Below are 16,360 nucleotides of genomic sequence, written 5' to 3' on the forward strand. Positions count from 1 at the left end.
TATCCCCACATCGCCGCAGCAAATCAAAGGATGTACACCATGACGTCGGTCACTCCGTGCGCCAGTTCTTCCAGCGAGATGAAAGACTTCCTCCAGGCCCATCCAGACACTCAGTACGTCGATCTGCTGATCTCCGACATGAACGGCGTGGTACGTGGCAAGCGCATCGAGCGGGCCAGCCTGCACAAGGTGTACGAGAAAGGCATCAACCTGCCGGCGTCCCTGTTTGCCCTCGACATCAACGGCTCGACCGTTGAAAGCACGGGCCTGGGCCTGGATATCGGCGATGCCGACCGCGTCTGTTACCCCATACCCGGCTCGCTGTGCAACGAGCCGTGGCAGAAACGCCCCACTGCGCAGCTGCTGATGACCATGCACGAAATCGAAGGCCAGCCGTTCTTCGCCGACCCGCGCGAAGTGCTGCGCCAGGTGGTGAGCAAGTTCGATGACCTGGGCCTGGATATCTGCGCCGCATTCGAACTCGAGTTCTACCTGATCGACCAGGACAACCTCAACGGCCGCCCACAGCCGCCGCGCTCGCCGATCTCCGGCAAGCGCCCGCAGTCGACCCAGGTGTACCTGATCGACGACCTCGACGAATATGCCGACTGCCTGCAAGACATGCTCGAAGCGGCCAAGGAGCAGGACCTGCCTGCCGACGCCATCGTCAAGGAAAGCGCCCCGGCGCAGTTCGAGGTCAACCTGCACCACGTTGCCGACCCGCTGAAGGCCTGCGACTATGCGATCCTGCTCAAGCGCCTGATCAAGAACGTTGCCTACGACCATGAAATGGACACCACCTTCATGGCCAAGCCCTACCCAGGGCAGGCGGGCAACGGCCTGCACGTGCATATCTCGCTGCTGGACAAGAAAACCGGCAAGAACATCTTCGCCAACACCGACCCGCTGCAAAGCGACGAGCTGCGCCACGCCATCGGTGGCGTGCTGGAGACCATGCCGGCGTCGATGGCCTTCCTCTGCCCGAACGTCAACTCCTACCGCCGCTTTGGCGCGCAGTTCTACGTCCCCAATGCGCCAAGCTGGGGCCTGGACAACCGCACCGTTGCGGTTCGTGTGCCGACCGACAGCAGCGAAAACGTGCGCATCGAGCACCGCGTGGCCGGCGCTGACGCCAACCCGTACCTGATGCTCGCGGCCATTCTCGCCGGCATTCACCACGGCCTGACCAACAAGGTCGAGCCGGGCGAGCCGATCGAGGGCAATTCGTACGAGCAGCTGGAACAGACGCTGCCGAACAACCTGCGCGATGCCCTGCGTGCGCTGGATGACAGCGAAGTGCTCAACCAATACATCAGCCCGGACTACATCGATATCTTCGTCGCCTGCAAGGAAAGCGAGCTGGCAGAGTTCGAAGTGTCGATCTCCGACCTCGAGTACAACTGGTACCTGCACACGGTGTAAGCCCATGAGCGCAAATGCGGTCCCTTTGATCGGTATCAGCGCCTGCCGCCAGCAGGTGGGGAAAAACTCGTCGCACACGGTGGGCGACAAGTATGTCGAGGCGGCCGGCTTTGCCGGGCTGCCGCTGATTCTGCCGGCTCGCGACGGGGGCAGTGATACCCCTGGGTTGCTGGCCCGGCTCGACGGCATTCTTTTTACCGGCTCGCCTTCAAATATCGAGCCGCATCATTACAATGGCGCCCCCAGCGCGGAGGGTACCCGGCATGATCGCGCGCGCGATCGCCTGACCTTGCCGCTGCTGCAGGCAGCGATTGCCGCCGGTGTGCCGGTGTTTTGCATCTGCCGTGGTTTCCAGGAATTGAACGTGGCCCTTGGCGGCACCCTGCACCAGCGTGTGCAAGCGCTGCCTGGCTACCTCGACCACCGCGAACCTGAGGACGCACCCCTGGAGGTGCAATACGGCCCTCGTCACCCTGTCGGCATCGAGCCTGGCGGGCTGTTCGAGCGCCTGGGCCTGGCTGCGCAATTCGAGGTCAACTCGTTGCACAGCCAGGGCATCGATCGCCTGGCCCCTGGGCTGCGCGTCGAGGCACGGGCCCCGGATGGCCTGATCGAAGCGGTGTCGATGCCGGATGCGCCGGGCTTCGTGCTTGGTGTGCAGTGGCACCCTGAATGGCGTTTCGCCGAAAACCCGGTCTCCGGGCGCCTTTTCCAGGCGTTTCGCGAGGCCTGTATTGCCCATGCTGCACGGGAGGGTGTGCGCCACAAGGCATGCTGACGTCACCCGAAAGTCTCGGATGACCCACCTCCGCTGCAAGCTTTCAATGAGTGAAAGCGGGCCTTGCGCGCAAGGCCTGTGAAAACAATTCCAAAATTTACGGCAAATACTCATGAGCGATTACACAGAGGCCGGCCGCCCACCCGATGTGGCGGCCGACGCGGGCAACACACAGCGCAGCAAGGGCTTGGCCAAAGGTCGCCTGGGCTTGTTGGCCAGCGTGGTGCTGGGCATTTCCACCATCGCCCCGGTCTATACCCTGACCGGCGCGCTTGGCCCTACCGTGCGAGAGGTGGGTGCCCACCTGCCAGCGGTATTCATCGTCGGCTTCCTGCCGATGCTGCTGGTCGCCCTCGGCTATCGCGAGTTGAACTCGGCAGAGCCGGACAGCGGCACTTCGTTCACCTGGTCGGCGCGTGCCTTCGGCCCGATGATCGGCTGGATCGGTGGCTGGGGGCTGGTGGTCGCCACCACCATCGTGCTGTCGAACCTGGCGGGCGTGGCGGTCGATTTCTTCTATCTGTTCCTCGGTCAGATCACGGGCAACCATGGCCTGGCTGCCTTGGCAGACAACCTGCTGATCAATATCGCCACTTGCTGCGTGTTCATTGCCCTGGCGGTGTGGATCTGTTGTCGCGGCATAGCCACCACCATGACGGTGCAGTATGGCCTGGTGGCCCTGCAGTTACTGGTGCTGATCGGGTTTGCCTTCGCGGCCTTCGGGGGCACCACCGCGCCGCCACCGCTGGCGTTCGATTTCGCCTGGTTCAACCCGTTCGGCGTCGAGTCGTTCTCGGCGTTTGCCGCAGGGCTGTCGTTGTCGATCTTCATCTTCTGGGGCTGGGACACGTGCCTGACCGTCAGCGAAGAGTCGGTAGGCAGCGAAGAGGTGCCGGGCAAGGCCGCCACCTGGACGGTGATGTTGATCCTCGGCCTGTACCTGTTCACCGCCATCGCCACACTGCAGTTTGCCGGTATCAGCGAAACGGGCCTGGGCCTGAACAACCCGCGCATCCAGGAGAACGTCTTTGCTCACCTGGCCGGCCCGGTCATGGGGCCGCTGGCGATCCTGATGTCCATCGCCGTGCTGGCCAGCACCGCAGCGTCGCTGCAGTCGACCTTCGTGGCGCCGGCGCGCACCCTGTTGGCCATGGGTTACTACGGTGCGGTACCGCAGAAGTTCGCCAGTGTCTGCCCGCGCTCGCAAACGCCGCGCTACGCCACCATCTGCGCAGGCCTTGCCGCTGGCCTGTTCTACGTGACCATGCGTACCCTGAGCGAGAACGTGCTGGCGGATACCATCACTGCCCTGGGCATGATGATCTGCTTCTACTATTCGCTGACCGCATTTGCCTGCGTCTGGTATTTCCGCGGCAGCCTGTTCGACAGCCTGCGCCATTTCATCATGCGCGGCCTGTGCCCGCTGGTAGGTGGGGTGATCTTGTCGGTGATCTTCGCGCGTACCGCCATCGACAGCGCCTCGCCAGACTTCGGCAGCGGCTCGCATGTGGGCGGGTTGGGGCTGGTGTTCGTGATTGCCGCGATCATTTCGGTGCTCGGCATCGGGCTGATGATGCTGTCGCGCCTGCGGGCGCCGGCGTACTTCCTGGGGGCTACCTTGCGTCAGCAGGCCACGCTGCCACTGCAGGACTAAGCAAATGGGGCCGCTAAGCGGCCCCATTCGTTTTCTAACCGACCAACTGCTTCAGCAATGCGCCGTTGCGTTGTTGCTGCTTCTTCAGCAGCAACCGGTTGGCAACGAACACCGCCTTCAACTCCTCCAGCGCGACGCCGAAGTCATCGTTGATGATCAGGTAATCGTACTCGTCGTAATGCTCCATCTCGCTGACCGCCTCCTTCATGCGCCCGGCGATGATCTCTTCGCTGTCCTGGCCACGGCCATCCAGCCGCTGACGCAGGGCTTCCTGGCTCGGCGGCAGGATGAACACCGACAGTGCCTCGGGCATCAGTTTGCGCACCTGCTGAGCACCCTGCCAGTCGATCTCCAGGATCAGGTCGTAACCCTGGTCGAGGGTGTGCTGCAGCGCGCTGCGCGAGGTGCCGTAGAAGTTGCCGAACACTTCGGCATGCTCGAGGAAGTCGCCTTGCTCGATCAGCGCCTTGAATGTTTCGTGCACGACGAAGTGGTAGTTCACCCCGTGCTGCTCGCCCGGGCGCATGGCGCGGGTGGTGTGCGAAACCGAGACGCGGATTTGCGGGTCGTCCTGGGTCAGGGCAGTGACCAGGCTGGTCTTGCCGGCACCCGAGGGTGCCGAAACGATGTAGAGGGTGCCGCTGCTGTGATTCATGGTCGGGGTGGCCTTACTCGATGTTCTGTACTTGTTCACGCATCTGTTCGATCAATACCTTGAGGTTGACCGCCGCTTGCGTGCTGCGCGGGTCGAACGCCTTGGAGCCTAGGGTATTGGCCTCGCGGTTGAGTTCCTGCATCAGGAAGTCCAGGCGCCGGCCAGCCGCACCGCCCGACTTGAGCACGCGACGCACTTCGGTGACGTGGGTGCTGAGGCGGTCGAGCTCTTCGGCGACGTCGCTCTTCTGCGCCAGCAGCACCATCTCTTGCTCCAGGCGCTGCGGGTCGAGTTCGGCCTGCATGTCGCCGAAGCGGTCGAGGATCTTCTGCCGCTGGGCGGCCAGCATCTGCGGCACCAGGGCGCGCAGGGTGGTGACCTCGCTGGCCATGTTGTCCAGGCGCTCGTTGATCAGCCGGGCCAGCTCCTGGCCTTCACGCAGGCGCCCGGCCTTGAGCTCGGCCAGCGCTTCGTCGAACAGCGCCATGGCTTCGGCGTTCAGGGCCTGGGGGTCGCTGGCGTCAGCGACCAGTACGCCCGGCCACGACAGCACTTCCAGCGGGTTCAGCGGTGCCGGTTGCTTGATCAGGCCTGCGACCTCTTCGGCGGCGGCGACCAGTTGCGCCGCGCGCTCGCGGTCGACCTTGAGCGGCTTGCCGGTGCTGTCTTCGTTGAGGCGCAAGGTGCATTCCACCTTGCCACGCGACAGCCCTTGGCGCAGGCCTTCACGGACTGCCCCTTCGAGGTCGCGCAGGGCCTCGGCCAGGCGCAGGTGCGGTTCCAGGTAGCGGTGGTTGACCGAGCGCAGTTCCCAGACCAGGGTGCCTTGGCTGCCGGCGCGCTCGACACGAGCAAAAGCGGTCATGCTGTGCACCATGGGGAGTACCTCGCGTAGATGAATGAACGGGGGGAGCCTCTCGGCTGCAAGGCGCAGGATTGTAGCGCAGTGGGGGCTCGGCGCCCAATCCAGCCATGTTACAGAGCTGGAAATGAACAATGGGAAAAGGCGACAGGCCGTCAGGGCTGCGACAATAGGCATGTCCTCCCGGGGCCGTGAGCTCTATAATGCTCGGCAGATTCAAGTCCCAGTACAGGTATCCCAGATGAAACGTCCAAGTGGTCGCGCCGCCGATCAGCTCCGCTCGATCCGCATCACCCGCAACTACACCAAGCACGCCGAAGGGTCGGTACTGGTCGAGTTCGGTGACACCAAGGTCATCTGCACGGTCAGCGTGGAGAATGGTGTTCCCCGCTTCCTCAAAGGCCAGGGCCAAGGCTGGCTGACAGCCGAATACGGCATGCTGCCGCGCTCCACCGGCGAGCGTAACCAGCGCGAAGCCAGCCGTGGCAAGCAGGGTGGCCGCACCCTGGAAATCCAGCGCCTGATCGGCCGCTCGCTGCGCGCCGCACTGGACATGAGCAAGCTGGGTGACATCACCCTGTACATCGACTGCGACGTGATCCAGGCCGACGGTGGCACCCGCACCGCGTCGATCACCGGTGCCATGGTCGCCCTGTGCGACGCCCTGGCGGTGATCAAGAAGCGTGGCGGCCTCAAGGCCGGCAACCCGCTCAAGCACATGATCGCTGCGGTTTCCGTGGGCATGTACCAGGGCGCTGCAGTGCTTGACCTGGATTACCTGGAAGACTCCGCCGCCGAGACCGACCTGAACGTGGTCATGACCAGCGCTGGTGGTTTCATCGAAGTACAGGGCACTGCAGAAGGCGCGCCGTTCCAGCCTGAAGACTTGAACGCCATGCTCGCCGTGGCGCAGAAGGGCATGAACGAGATCTTCGAACTGCAGCAGGCTGCCCTGGCCGACTGACTGTTTCTGTAGATACGAAAAAGCCGACATCGATGTCGGCTTTTTCGTATCTGAATACAACTCAGATGGTCAACGTCCAGTCATAGTCCACGATCAGCGGCGCATGCTGCGAGAAGCGCGGCTGACGCGGCAGGCGGGCGTTACGCACGAAGCGGCGCAGGCCCGGGGTGAGGATCTGGTAGTCGAACCGGTAGCCCAGGTTGAGCATCTCGGCCTGTTCGTTGTCCGGCCACCAGCTGTACTGGTCGCCTTCACGGCTGACTTCACGCAGGGCATCCACGTAGCCCATCTCGCCGGTGATCGCGTCCATCCAGGCACGCTCCGGCGCCAGGAAGCCAGGCGTTTGCTGGCTGTCGCGCCAGTTCTTGATGTCGAGCTTCTGCTGCGCCACGTAGAACGAGCCGCAATAGATGTACTCGCGCCGCTTGCGCCGCTGTTTATCCAGGTACTTGGCGAAGTCATCCATCAACTTGAACTTCTGGTTCAAGTCTTCGTCGCCGTTCATGCCCGAAGGCAGCAGCAGGCTGGCAATACTGACTTTGTCGAAATCTGCTTGCAGGTAACGCCCGTAACGGTCGGCTGTCTCGAAGCCCAGGCCGGTGATGACTGCCTTGGGCTGCATGCGCGAGTAAAGGGCCACGCCACCTTGGGCGGGCACCTCCGCGTCGCAGGCATAAAGGAAATAGCCATCGAGCTGGAAAGCTGGGTCGTCGAGTTCAAAGGCCGAGGCGCGGGTATCCTGAAGGCAGATGACGTCGGCATTCTGGGCTTGTAGCCAGCTGAGCAATCCACGCTCGGCCGCAGCCTGAATGCCATTTACGTTCACACTGATGATCCGCATAAATGGCCCCAAAAATCTCGTGCGTGTATGATACCCGAGCTCAACTCATTTAGCTAAATCCGTGGTGTCCGGGACTTTCCATGCAGCCGTATCAGCGCGACTTCATTCGTTTTGCCATCGACCGCGGCGTTCTGCGCTTCGGTGAATTCACCCTGAAATCGGGGCGTACCAGCCCGTACTTCTTCAATGCCGGCCTGTTCAACACAGGTTCTGCATTGGCGCAGTTGGGGCGTTGCTACGCCGCAGCCATCGTCGACAGCAAGATCCCCTTCGATGTGCTGTTCGGCCCGGCTTACAAGGGTATCCCCCTGGCGGCGACTACCGCCGTGGCCCTTGCCGACCAGCATCAGCTCGATGTGCCGTGGTGCTTCAACCGTAAAGAAGCCAAGGATCACGGCGAAGGCGGCAGCCTGGTGGGCGCGCCCCTGGCCGGTGAGGTACTGATCATCGACGACGTGATCACCGCCGGCACCGCCATCCGCGAGGTCATGCAGATCATCAATGCCCAGCAGGCCAAGGCCGCTGGCGTGCTGATCGCCCTGAACCGCGAAGAACGCGGCAATGGCGAGCTTTCGGCAATCCAGGAAGTGGAGCGTGACTTCGGTATCCCGGTGGTCAGCATCGTTTCGCTGACCCAGGTGCTGGAGTTCCTGGCGGACGACCCGCAGCTCAAGCAGCACCTGCCGGCAGTCGAGGCCTATCGGGCGCAGTACGGCATCTGAAAAAGCGCCGTGTTCAGGCGGCAGTAAGGCCGCCTGACGGTGCTATACCGAAGGGTGACCCTGCACGTGTACGGGGCCAAGTTTATGCTGATATGATGAGACGAATTCTCATTCACATCTGTAGCCTCCCGTGCAGCACACTTCTTCGGCAAACCACCCTCGGCATCAGGCCATCGACCAGCTCTACAGTCACCACCACGGCTGGCTGCAGGGCTGGCTGCGCAAGCGCTTGGGCAGCGCCGCCGATGCGGCGGATCTGGCCCAGGACACGTTCGTGCGGCTGCTCTGCAGAGCGCCGGGCGAGCCGCTGAACTGCACGACACCGCGCGCCTATCTGGCCACCATTGCCAATCGCCTGGCCCTCAACTTCTACCGTCGCCGCTCGCTGGAGCAGGCCTACCTGGCCGCGCTGGCGCAAACGCCAGAGGACCTCGCCCCGTCGCTGGAACAACAAGCGCTGGTGCTCGAAGCCCTCGACGAAATCGACCAGGTCCTTGCCCTGTTGCCCGCCAAAGCCCGCCAGGCGTTCCTGATGGCGCAGCTGGAGGGTTATACCCAGGAAGAGATCGCCAACCGCCTCAATCTCAGCGTGCGCTCGGTGCAGCGCCACCTTGCGCGGGCCTTTGAAGAGTGCATCGTGCTCGCCAGCCAGGGCGCGCAGCATGAGTGATACGCCCATCGACCGTCGCATCGCCCGTGAAGCGGCCCAATGGTTTGTACGCTTGCAGAACAGCAGCGCCGGCGCCGCCGAGCATGCCGCCGGCGCCGAGTGGCGGGCGCGGCACGTGGATCACGAACGGGCCTGGCAACTGGCCGAAAGGTTTGGCGGTCGAGCCCAGCAGCTTGCCGGCAGTGCCGGGCGGGTGGCGCTGGAGCGCCCGCGCAGCCTGGAGCGGCGGCAGGTGCTCAAGACCCTGGCGTTGCTGATCGCCGCCGCCCCCGTAGGCCTTGCGACATACCGCGGGCTGCCGTGGCGCGAGTGGCAGGCGGACGAGCGCACGGCCACGGGGGAGCAACGCTCCCTGCAGTTGCCCGATGGCGGGCAGATTCGCCTGAACACCGGCAGCGCCGTGGATATCGCCTATGACGAGCATGTTCGACGCGTGCGCCTCATCGCCGGCGAGATGCTCGTCGAAGTACCCCATGAGCATGCCGGGCGGCCGTTCATCGTCGATACCGCCGAAGCGGAAATTGCCCTGCTCGGCAGCCGCTTTGTGCTGCGTCAGTACCCGCACAGCACTTACCTTGCCGCCCTGGAGGGCGCTGCCCGGGTGCGCCCGCGGCGGTCACCGGGCGATGAGGGCCTGATGCTCCTGGCGGCCGGCTTGCAGACGCACGTCAACAGCCGGGCTGCGCAGCCGCCCATGGCGCTGGCGCAAGATCGTCTCGATTGGTTGAGCCAGGTGCTGCGCGCAGAAAAGATGCGCCTCGATGACTTCATCAACGAGCTCGGCCGCTATCGACCTGGCCTGCTGCGCTGCGATCCGGCAGTGGCCGGGCTGCTGATTTCCGGCGCCTTCCAGTTGCGCGACACCGATCAGGTCCTTCGCGCCCTGAGCCAGACCCTGCCGGTGAACGTGCTCTACCGCACGCCCTACTGGGTCACCCTCACCGCGCGTGCGAACGTGTGAACAGAATGCGTGTCGTGTTTTCTTCAAGCTGCGTGTCCCTCCCATAAACACATCACTTTTACAGGGCAGGGGCGAACACATGGCGACGACGCAGGGCATTCAACCACTGGCGCGGGCAGTACACGCTGCCGCACTGGGTCTGATCATCGCGGGCGGCGGCCTGGCTGCGGCATCGCTGCAGGCCGCCGAGCAAGGCGCGCGGCAGAACCGTGCCTATCAGGTGCCGGCCGGTAACCTCAGCAGTGCCCTCTCTGACTTCGCCAGCCAGGCAGGCATCACCCTGCCCATCGAGCCGGGCCTGGTGGAGGGGTTGCGCAGCCCTGGCCTGAATGCCGCCACCAGCGTGCAGGGCGGCCTGCAGCAATTGCTGCAAGGCACCGGTCTGCAAGCCTCGCCGCAAGGTAATGGCCTTTACCTGCTGACGCCGCAGGTAACGGCTGGCACAGGCCTGGAGCTGGGCGCGACCAACATTACCGGCCAAGGCTTGGCGGCGACTACCGAGCACAGCGGCTCCTATACCACCGGGGCCATGCAGACGGCCACCAAACTGCCCTTGAGCCTGCGCGAAACGCCGCAATCGGTCAGTGTGGTCACGCGCAAGCGTATGGACGACAAGGCCATGAACAGCATCAGCGATGTGGTCAAAAGTGCGCCGGGCATTTTTCTCAGTAACTCCGGCGGTGCAGGGCGGCCCTCGTTCAGCGCCCGCGGTTTCAACGTCGACAGCATCATGTACGACGGTTTTCCCACCAGCTTCCTGACCTACCTGCCCAGCGGGGAAGCCAACCTGGCCATGTATGACCGGGTGGAGATCGTGCGCGGTGCCACCGGGCTGGCCCAGGGCGCCGGCAACCCCGGTGGCGCCATCAACCTGGTGCGCAAGCGCCCGACTCATCAATTTCAGGCCACGCTCACCGGCAGTGCCGGTAGCTGGGACGATTACACCGGCACGCTGGACGTCGGCGGGCCGCTCAATGAAAGTGGCACCCTGCGCGCGCGTACCGTCGTCTCGCGGCAGGACGCCAAGAGCTTCCGTGACGCGGTGGAGAGTGACCATGAGCTGTTCTACGGCGTGGTCGACGCCGACCTGAGCGAAAGCACCACCCTGACGCTCGGTGCCTATCGGCAGAAGAACCACACCAACTATATCTGGGGCGGGTTGCCCATGGCCCGTGGCGGTGGCCATCTGGGGCTGCCTCGCGACACCTTTCTCGGCCATGACTGGGAGTATTCGGACGATCGCACCACCGGCTATTTCGCCACCCTGGAGCACGGCTTCGCCAACGACTGGTCGCTGCGCCTGGCAGCCATGCAGTCGAAGACCGACACCGATGTGCTGGCCTCTTCGGTCTGGGAATACGATCGCCATTACCTGTGGACAGAGGCCATGGAACAGAAGGAAACCGGCTATGACTTGGCGCTCAGCGGCCCCTTCCACTTGCTCGGTCAACAGCATGACGTGACCCTGGGCGTCAGCAAGCGCCAGCTGGATTACCGCTCTGGCAAGGCCTGGAGCGCCTACATCGACGCTGGCATCAATCCCTTCGAGTGGAACCCTCGTGGGCATGCCAAGCCCGATTACGTCACTGGCCCTAACGGCCTTCCCGAAACCACCACCCAGGACAGCGTCTATGCCAGCACTCGGTTGCGCTTGAGCGAGCCGCTGTCATTGATTCTCGGCGGCCGCGTCGACTGGTACGCGTTCGACGATAGCGAAAGCAGTGAGAACAACTACAAGATCACGCGCAATCTGACCCGCTATGCCGGCCTGGTCTACGACCTGGACACCCACCACTCGGTCTACGCAAGCTACACCGATATCTTCAAGCCGCAGACCAGCAAAGGCCTGGACAGCAAAGTGCTTGACCCGGTAATGGGTGAGAACTACGAAGTGGGTATCAAGGGCGAGTACTTTGGTGGTGCGCTGAACGCCAGCATGGCGGTGTTTCAGATCGACCAGAAAAACCGTGCCCAGGAGCTGCCTGACGCCAAAGGCTGCGGCACCGGCCCCGCAAGCGCCTGCTACGAGGCTGCCGGCCTGGTCCGCAGCAAGGGCATCGACCTTGAAATCCAGGGCGCCCTGACGGACAACTGGCAGCTGGCCGCCGGCTACACCTACACCCAGACGAAATACGTCAGCGACGCCAACAAAGCCCGGGAGGGCGAGGACTTCGACCGCACCAAACCGCGCCAGCTGTTCAAGCTGTCGACGATCTACACCCTGCCGGGTGAGTTGCAGCGCTGGCGTGTGGGCGGTGACGTCTACCAGCAGAGCCGCATCCGCACCTCGGGTGGTGCCGGCGCCACGGCCTGGCAAAACCAGCAGGGCTCGTACACGGTGGTCGGCCTGGTGGCAGGCTACCAGGCCAGCGAGCAACTGGACCTACAGGTCAACCTCAACAATCTGTTCGACCGTACCTACTACAGCAGTGTGGCCAATGGCGCCTACAGCCCGTACGACATCTACGGCGACCCGCGCAATGTGAAACTGACTGCCCGCTACAGCTTCTAGGCACCTGAGCGCACAAAAAAAGGCGACCTTTGCGGGTCGCCTTTTGGGTGCCTGCCTGAACTGGCCGCTTGATGAATCAGCGTGGCTTGCGATTGGTGATCAACGTGCCCACACCGCTGTCGGTGAAGATCTCCAGCAGCACCGCATTGGGCACGCGGCCGTCGATGATGTGCGAGCTGTTCACGCCACCCTGCACCGCATCCAGTGCGCACTTGATCTTCGGCAGCATGCCGCCGTAGATGGTGCCGTCGGCGATCAGTTCGTTGACCTGCTCGGTGGTCAGGCCGGTCAGGACCTGGCCCTGCTTGTCCATCAGGCCGGCGATGTTGGTCAGCAGCATCAGCTTCTCGGCTTTCAGCGCCTCGGCCACCTTGCCCGCCACCAGGTCGGCGTTGATGTTGTACGACTCACCATTGGCACCGACGCCGATCGGCGCGATCACCGGGATGAAGTCGCCCTTGACCAGCATGTTCAGCAGGTCGGTGTTCACGCTCACGACTTCGCCGACATGGCCGATGTCGATGATTTCCGGGGTGGTCATCTCTGGCGTCTGGCGGCTTACGGTCAGCTTCTTGGCGCGGATCAGTTCCGCGTCCTTGCCGGTCAGGCCGATGGCGCTGCCGCCGTGGCGGTTGATCAGGTTGACGATATCCTTGTTGACCTGGCCACCCAGCACCATCTCCACCACGTCCATGGTCGCCGAGTCGGTGACGCGCATGCCGTCGATGAAGTGGCTTTCGATCGACAGGCGCTTGAGCAGGTCGCCGATCTGCGGGCCACCACCGTGGACCACCACCGGGTTGATGCCCACAGCCTTCATCAGCACGATGTCACGGGCGAAGCCGGTCTTGAGCTCCTCGCTCTCCATCGCGTTGCCGCCGTACTTGATCACCAGTGTCTTGCCGACAAAGCGGCGGATGTAAGGCAGTGCTTCGGACAAAACTTCGGCTACATGGGAAGCGGCATCGCGATCGAGGGTCATGCAGGGCTCCTGTAAGGAACAGATAGTCGGTCAGAACGGCAGTTGCAGCTCAGGGGCAACCCGCAGCAACTGGGCGCGGAAAACATCCTTGATACGTTGCAATTCGGCGTCGCTGTCGGCCTCGAAACGCAGCACCAGCACCGGTGTGGTGTTGGAGGCGCGTACCAGGCCCCAGCCGTGGTCGTAGTCGACCCGCACACCGTCGATGGTGGTCAGGTTGGCCGCGCCCCAGTCGGCGTCGCGTTGCAGTGCATCAATGATGCTGAATTTACCCTCGTCGGTCACATCAATATTGATTTCCGGCGTGGAAATATCGTTCGGGAACGCCGCGAACAGGCTTTCGGCGTCCTGGTCGGCCTTGCTGAGGATCTCCAGCAGGCGCGCGGCACTGTAGATGCCGTCGTCGAAACCGTACCAGCGCTCCTTGATGAAAATGTGCCCGCTCATCTCGCCAGCCAGCAACGAGCCAGTCTCTTTCATCTTCTTCTTGATCAGCGAATGGCCGGTCTTCCACATCAGCGCGCGGCCGCCATGCTGTTCGATCAGCGGGGTCAGGCGACGGGTGCATTTGACGTCGAAGATGATCTCGGCGCCCGGGTTGCGCGACAGCACGTCCTGGGCAAACAGCATCAGCAGGCGGTCGGGGTAGACGATGGTGCCGGTGTTGCTGACCACGCCCACGCGGTCGCCGTCGCCGTCGAAGGCCAGGCCGATGTCGGCACCGGTCTGCTTGACCTTGGCGATCAGGTCTTCGAGGTTTTCTGGTTTGCCAGGGTCTGGGTGGTGGTTGGGGAAGTTGCCGTCGACCTCGCAGAACAGCGGGACGACTTCGCAGCCGAGTGCTTCGATCAGTTGCGGGGCGATAACGCCGGCCGCGCCGTTGCCGCAGTCCACCACCACCTTGAGCTTTTTCGAAAGCTTCACGTCGGCGATGATCTGCTGGTAGTAGCGCTCGAGAATCTCGACCTTCTGCACGCTGCCTTCGGCACGGGTCAGGTCGTTGGTTTTCAGGCGGGTCAGCAGGGCTTGGATCTGTTCGTTGGCCAGGGTGTCACCGGCGATGACGATCTTGAAGCCGTTGTAGTCCGATGGGTTGTGGCTGCCAGTCAGCATCACACCCGATTTGCCGGCCAGCACGTTGGCGGCGTAATACAGCGCCGGGGTCGGCACCAGGCCGACGTCGCTGACCTGGCAACCGGCGTCGGCCAGGCCTTTGATCAACTGCTCGACCAGCATTGGGCCAGACAGGCGGCCATCGCGGCCGACAGCGATCTGGGGCTCGCCCTGGGCGAGGGTCTGGGCGCCGATGGCGCGGCCGATCCAGTAGGCGGTTTCGGCGTGGAGGGTTTTGCCGACCACGCCGCGAATGTCATAAGCGCGGAAAATGCTGTCCGGCAGTGCGGGGACCAGCTGGGCCATTTCGTTCATCTCTGGAAGCTCCATTAGTCAAAGGCTGTCTGGGCAGGCGCAAACTGAACGCTTGGACGGTGGTTTCGCCAGAGAGTTCGCCATCCTTGGCCTGAACGGTCAGCTGTCGGCTCAGTGGCTGCCGGAGTGGCCGAAGCCGCCAGTGCCACGCTGGCTTTCGTCGAAGGCCTCGACGATGTCGAAATGCGCCTGCACCACCGGCACCAGCACCAATTGGGCGATGCGCTCGCCAATGGCAATGGTGAATGGGGTGTTGCCGCGGTTCCAGCACGACACCATCAGCTCGCCCTGGTAGTCCGAGTCGATCAGGCCGACCAGGTTGCCCAGCACGATGCCGTGCTTATGGCCCAGGCCCGAGCGCGGCAGGATCATGGCCGCCAGGCCCGGGTCGCCGATGTAGATCGACAGGCCGGTGGGGATCAGCAGGGTCTGGCCTGGCTCGAGGACGGTGTCCTCCTTGAGCAGGGCGCGCAGGTCCAGCCCGGCGGAACCCGGGGTGGCGTACTGCGGCAGGGGGAATTCGGTGCCCAGGCGTGGGTCGAGAATCTTGGCTTGAAGAGCGTGCATGTAACTTATTGAACCTGGTTGAGCCGTTCGGCGATGAAGGCGACCAGTTGCCGGGCGATCTTGCCCTTGCTGGTCTGCGCAAAGAGGGTCTGGTGCTGCTGGCGATCGATCACGGTCAAGGCGTTTTCTTCGCTGTTGAAGCCGATGCTGGGGTTGGCCACATCATTGGCGACGATCAGGTCGAGGTTCTTGTCCTTGAGCTTGCGCGTGGCGTAATCGAGCAGGTGTTCGGTCTCGGCGGCGAAGCCGACACTGAACGGGCGGTCGCTACGGCCAGCAATGGTTGCAAGGATATCGGGATTGCGCACCATCTGCAGCAGCATGCCGTCGCCGGTCGTAGGATCTTTCTTGAGTTTTTGCGCAGCAACGACCTCTGGCCGGTAGTCCGCGACGGCTGCCGAGGCAATGAACAGGTCGCAGGGCATGGCCGCTTCACAGGCCGCGAGCATGTCGCGCGCGCTGACCACGTCGATCCGGTTGACCCGGTCGGGCGTGGGCAGGTGCACCGGGCCGGTGACGAGGGTCACCCGAGCACCGGCCTCGGCGGCCGCTTCAGCCAGGGCGAAGCCCATCTTCCCGGAGCTATGATTGGTGATGTAGCGCACCGGGTCGATGTTTTCCTGGGTCGGACCGGCGGTGATCAGCACGTGTTTGCCGGTCAGCGTCTGGCGCTTGAAGCTTTCGGCGGCGCACCAGGCCAGGTCGGTGGCTTCCAGCATGCGGCCAAGGCCTACGTCGCCACAGGCCTGGCTGCCGGAAGCCGGGCCGAATACCTGGATGCCGCGGCTTTTGAGCAGGTCGAGATTGGCCTGGGTGGCCGGGTCGCGCCACATGGCCTGGTTCATGGCCGGGGCCACGGCAACGGTGGCGTCGGTGGCCAGTATCAGGGTGGTCAGCAGGTCGTCTGCCATGCCTTGGGCCATGCGCGCCATCAGGTCGGCAGTGGCGGGGGCGATGAGCACCAGGTCGGCCCACTTGGCCAGCTCGATATGGCCCATGGCCGCTTCGGCGGCGGGGTCGAGCAGGTCCATGTGCACCGGGTGGCCGGACAACGCCTGCAGGGTCAGCGGGGTGATGAACTCTGCACCGCCACGGGTCATGACGACGCGCACCTGCGCGCCGTGCTCCAGGAGTCGGCGGATCAGCTCGGCGCTTTTGTAGGCGGCAATGCCGCCACCGACGCCGAGAACGATGCGCTTGTGATACAGCCGCTGCATAGGCTTTTGCCTTTTTCCAGTGAAAGCGGGCGGCGACAAGAACTGCCTGCGGCAGAACGTCGCATGTACGAGGCGAACTAGATTAACACAGGGCCCAAACGTGCCGCAGCAGGACCAAGGAGCAG

Annotated in this window: 14 protein-coding genes and 1 pseudogene; 8 read left to right on the forward strand and 7 right to left on the reverse strand. The window is 63.6% G+C overall.

Annotated features, from left to right (window positions below; all coding sequences use genetic code 11):
• The first annotated feature begins 39 nt into the window (after positions 1-39).
• The 3 genes from HU770_RS12035 to HU770_RS12045 all read left to right on the forward strand — a co-directional run bounded on the left by HU770_RS12035 (position 40) and on the right by HU770_RS12045 (position 3,854).
• Positions 40-1,422, forward strand: coding sequence for a glutamine synthetase family protein (locus tag HU770_RS12035; RefSeq protein WP_186655612.1), 1,383 nt, complete (start codon positions 40-42; stop codon positions 1,420-1,422).
• A 4-nt stretch (positions 1,423-1,426) separates the two neighbouring features.
• Positions 1,427-2,200, forward strand: coding sequence for a gamma-glutamyl-gamma-aminobutyrate hydrolase family protein (locus HU770_RS12040; RefSeq protein WP_186655614.1), 774 nt, complete (start codon positions 1,427-1,429; stop codon positions 2,198-2,200).
• Positions 2,201-2,312: 112 nt separating this feature from the next.
• The gene (locus HU770_RS12045; RefSeq protein WP_033702314.1) at positions 2,313-3,854 is read left to right on the forward strand and encodes an APC family permease; all 1,542 of its coding nucleotides are present in this window, start codon (positions 2,313-2,315) and stop codon (positions 3,852-3,854) included.
• Positions 3,855-3,888: 34 nt separating this feature from the next.
• On the opposite strand, the gene gmk is transcribed toward HU770_RS12045, so the two are convergent.
• Positions 3,889-4,509: a guanylate kinase gene (gene gmk, locus HU770_RS12050; protein WP_033702313.1), complete on the reverse strand. Its 621-nt coding sequence runs from the start codon at positions 4,507-4,509 to the stop codon at positions 3,889-3,891.
• Between the two features lie 13 nt (positions 4,510-4,522).
• Positions 4,523-5,386 carry a YicC/YloC family endoribonuclease gene (locus HU770_RS12055; protein WP_033702312.1) on the reverse strand — a complete coding sequence of 288 codons (864 nt, stop codon included), beginning with the start codon at positions 5,384-5,386 and terminating at the stop codon, positions 4,523-4,525.
• Positions 5,387-5,612: 226 nt separating this feature from the next.
• On the opposite strand from HU770_RS12055, the gene rph reads away from it, so the two are divergent.
• The gene (gene rph / locus HU770_RS12060) at positions 5,613-6,335 is read left to right on the forward strand and encodes a ribonuclease PH (protein WP_033702311.1); all 723 of its coding nucleotides are present in this window, start codon (positions 5,613-5,615) and stop codon (positions 6,333-6,335) included.
• A gap of 61 nt (positions 6,336-6,396) precedes the next feature.
• Here rph and HU770_RS12065 read toward each other — a convergent pair whose 3' ends face one another.
• Positions 6,397-7,176, reverse strand: a complete 780-nt coding sequence (locus tag HU770_RS12065; RefSeq protein ID WP_033702309.1) for an exodeoxyribonuclease III — start codon at positions 7,174-7,176, stop codon at positions 6,397-6,399.
• 80 nt (positions 7,177-7,256) lie between these two features.
• On the opposite strand from HU770_RS12065, the gene pyrE reads away from it, so the two are divergent.
• From pyrE to HU770_RS12085, 4 genes are all read left to right on the forward strand, one after another.
• Positions 7,257-7,898 (forward strand): orotate phosphoribosyltransferase, encoded by a 642-nt coding sequence (pyrE, locus tag HU770_RS12070; protein ID WP_016394033.1) that lies wholly within the window; start codon positions 7,257-7,259, stop codon positions 7,896-7,898.
• 130 nt (positions 7,899-8,028) lie between these two features.
• Positions 8,029-8,568, forward strand: a complete 540-nt coding sequence (locus HU770_RS12075; RefSeq protein WP_052040640.1) for a sigma-70 family RNA polymerase sigma factor — start codon at positions 8,029-8,031, stop codon at positions 8,566-8,568.
• Positions 8,561-9,529: a FecR domain-containing protein gene (locus HU770_RS12080; protein WP_095063936.1), complete on the forward strand. Its 969-nt coding sequence runs from the start codon at positions 8,561-8,563 to the stop codon at positions 9,527-9,529. The genes HU770_RS12075 and HU770_RS12080 overlap by 8 nt, the downstream gene beginning before the upstream one ends.
• Positions 9,530-9,608: 79 nt before the next feature.
• On the forward strand, positions 9,609-12,041 hold the full coding sequence (locus HU770_RS12085) for a TonB-dependent siderophore receptor (RefSeq protein ID WP_186663724.1): 2,433 nt from the start codon (positions 9,609-9,611) through the stop codon (positions 12,039-12,041).
• A 76-nt stretch (positions 12,042-12,117) separates the two neighbouring features.
• Here HU770_RS12085 and argB read toward each other — a convergent pair whose 3' ends face one another.
• From argB to coaBC, 4 genes and pseudogenes are all read right to left on the reverse strand, one after another.
• The gene (gene argB / locus HU770_RS12090) at positions 12,118-13,023 is read right to left on the reverse strand and encodes an acetylglutamate kinase (RefSeq protein WP_027592158.1); all 906 of its coding nucleotides are present in this window, start codon (positions 13,021-13,023) and stop codon (positions 12,118-12,120) included.
• Between the two features lie 30 nt (positions 13,024-13,053).
• A pseudogene (locus HU770_RS12095) lies at positions 13,054-14,421 on the reverse strand (phosphomannomutase/phosphoglucomutase); the annotation flags it as partial.
• A 141-nt stretch (positions 14,422-14,562) separates the two neighbouring features.
• Positions 14,563-15,018: a dUTP diphosphatase gene (gene dut, locus HU770_RS12100; protein ID WP_027592160.1), complete on the reverse strand. Its 456-nt coding sequence runs from the start codon at positions 15,016-15,018 to the stop codon at positions 14,563-14,565.
• A 5-nt stretch (positions 15,019-15,023) separates the two neighbouring features.
• The gene (gene coaBC, locus HU770_RS12105; protein ID WP_033702301.1) at positions 15,024-16,235 is read right to left on the reverse strand and encodes a bifunctional phosphopantothenoylcysteine decarboxylase/phosphopantothenate--cysteine ligase CoaBC; all 1,212 of its coding nucleotides are present in this window, start codon (positions 16,233-16,235) and stop codon (positions 15,024-15,026) included.
• Between the last annotated feature and the right edge of the window lie 125 nt (positions 16,236-16,360).

The sequence above is a fragment of the Pseudomonas sp. SWRI68 genome, assembly GCF_014269165.1.
Classification (GTDB): Bacteria; Pseudomonadota; Gammaproteobacteria; order Pseudomonadales; family Pseudomonadaceae; genus Aquipseudomonas; species Aquipseudomonas capeferrum.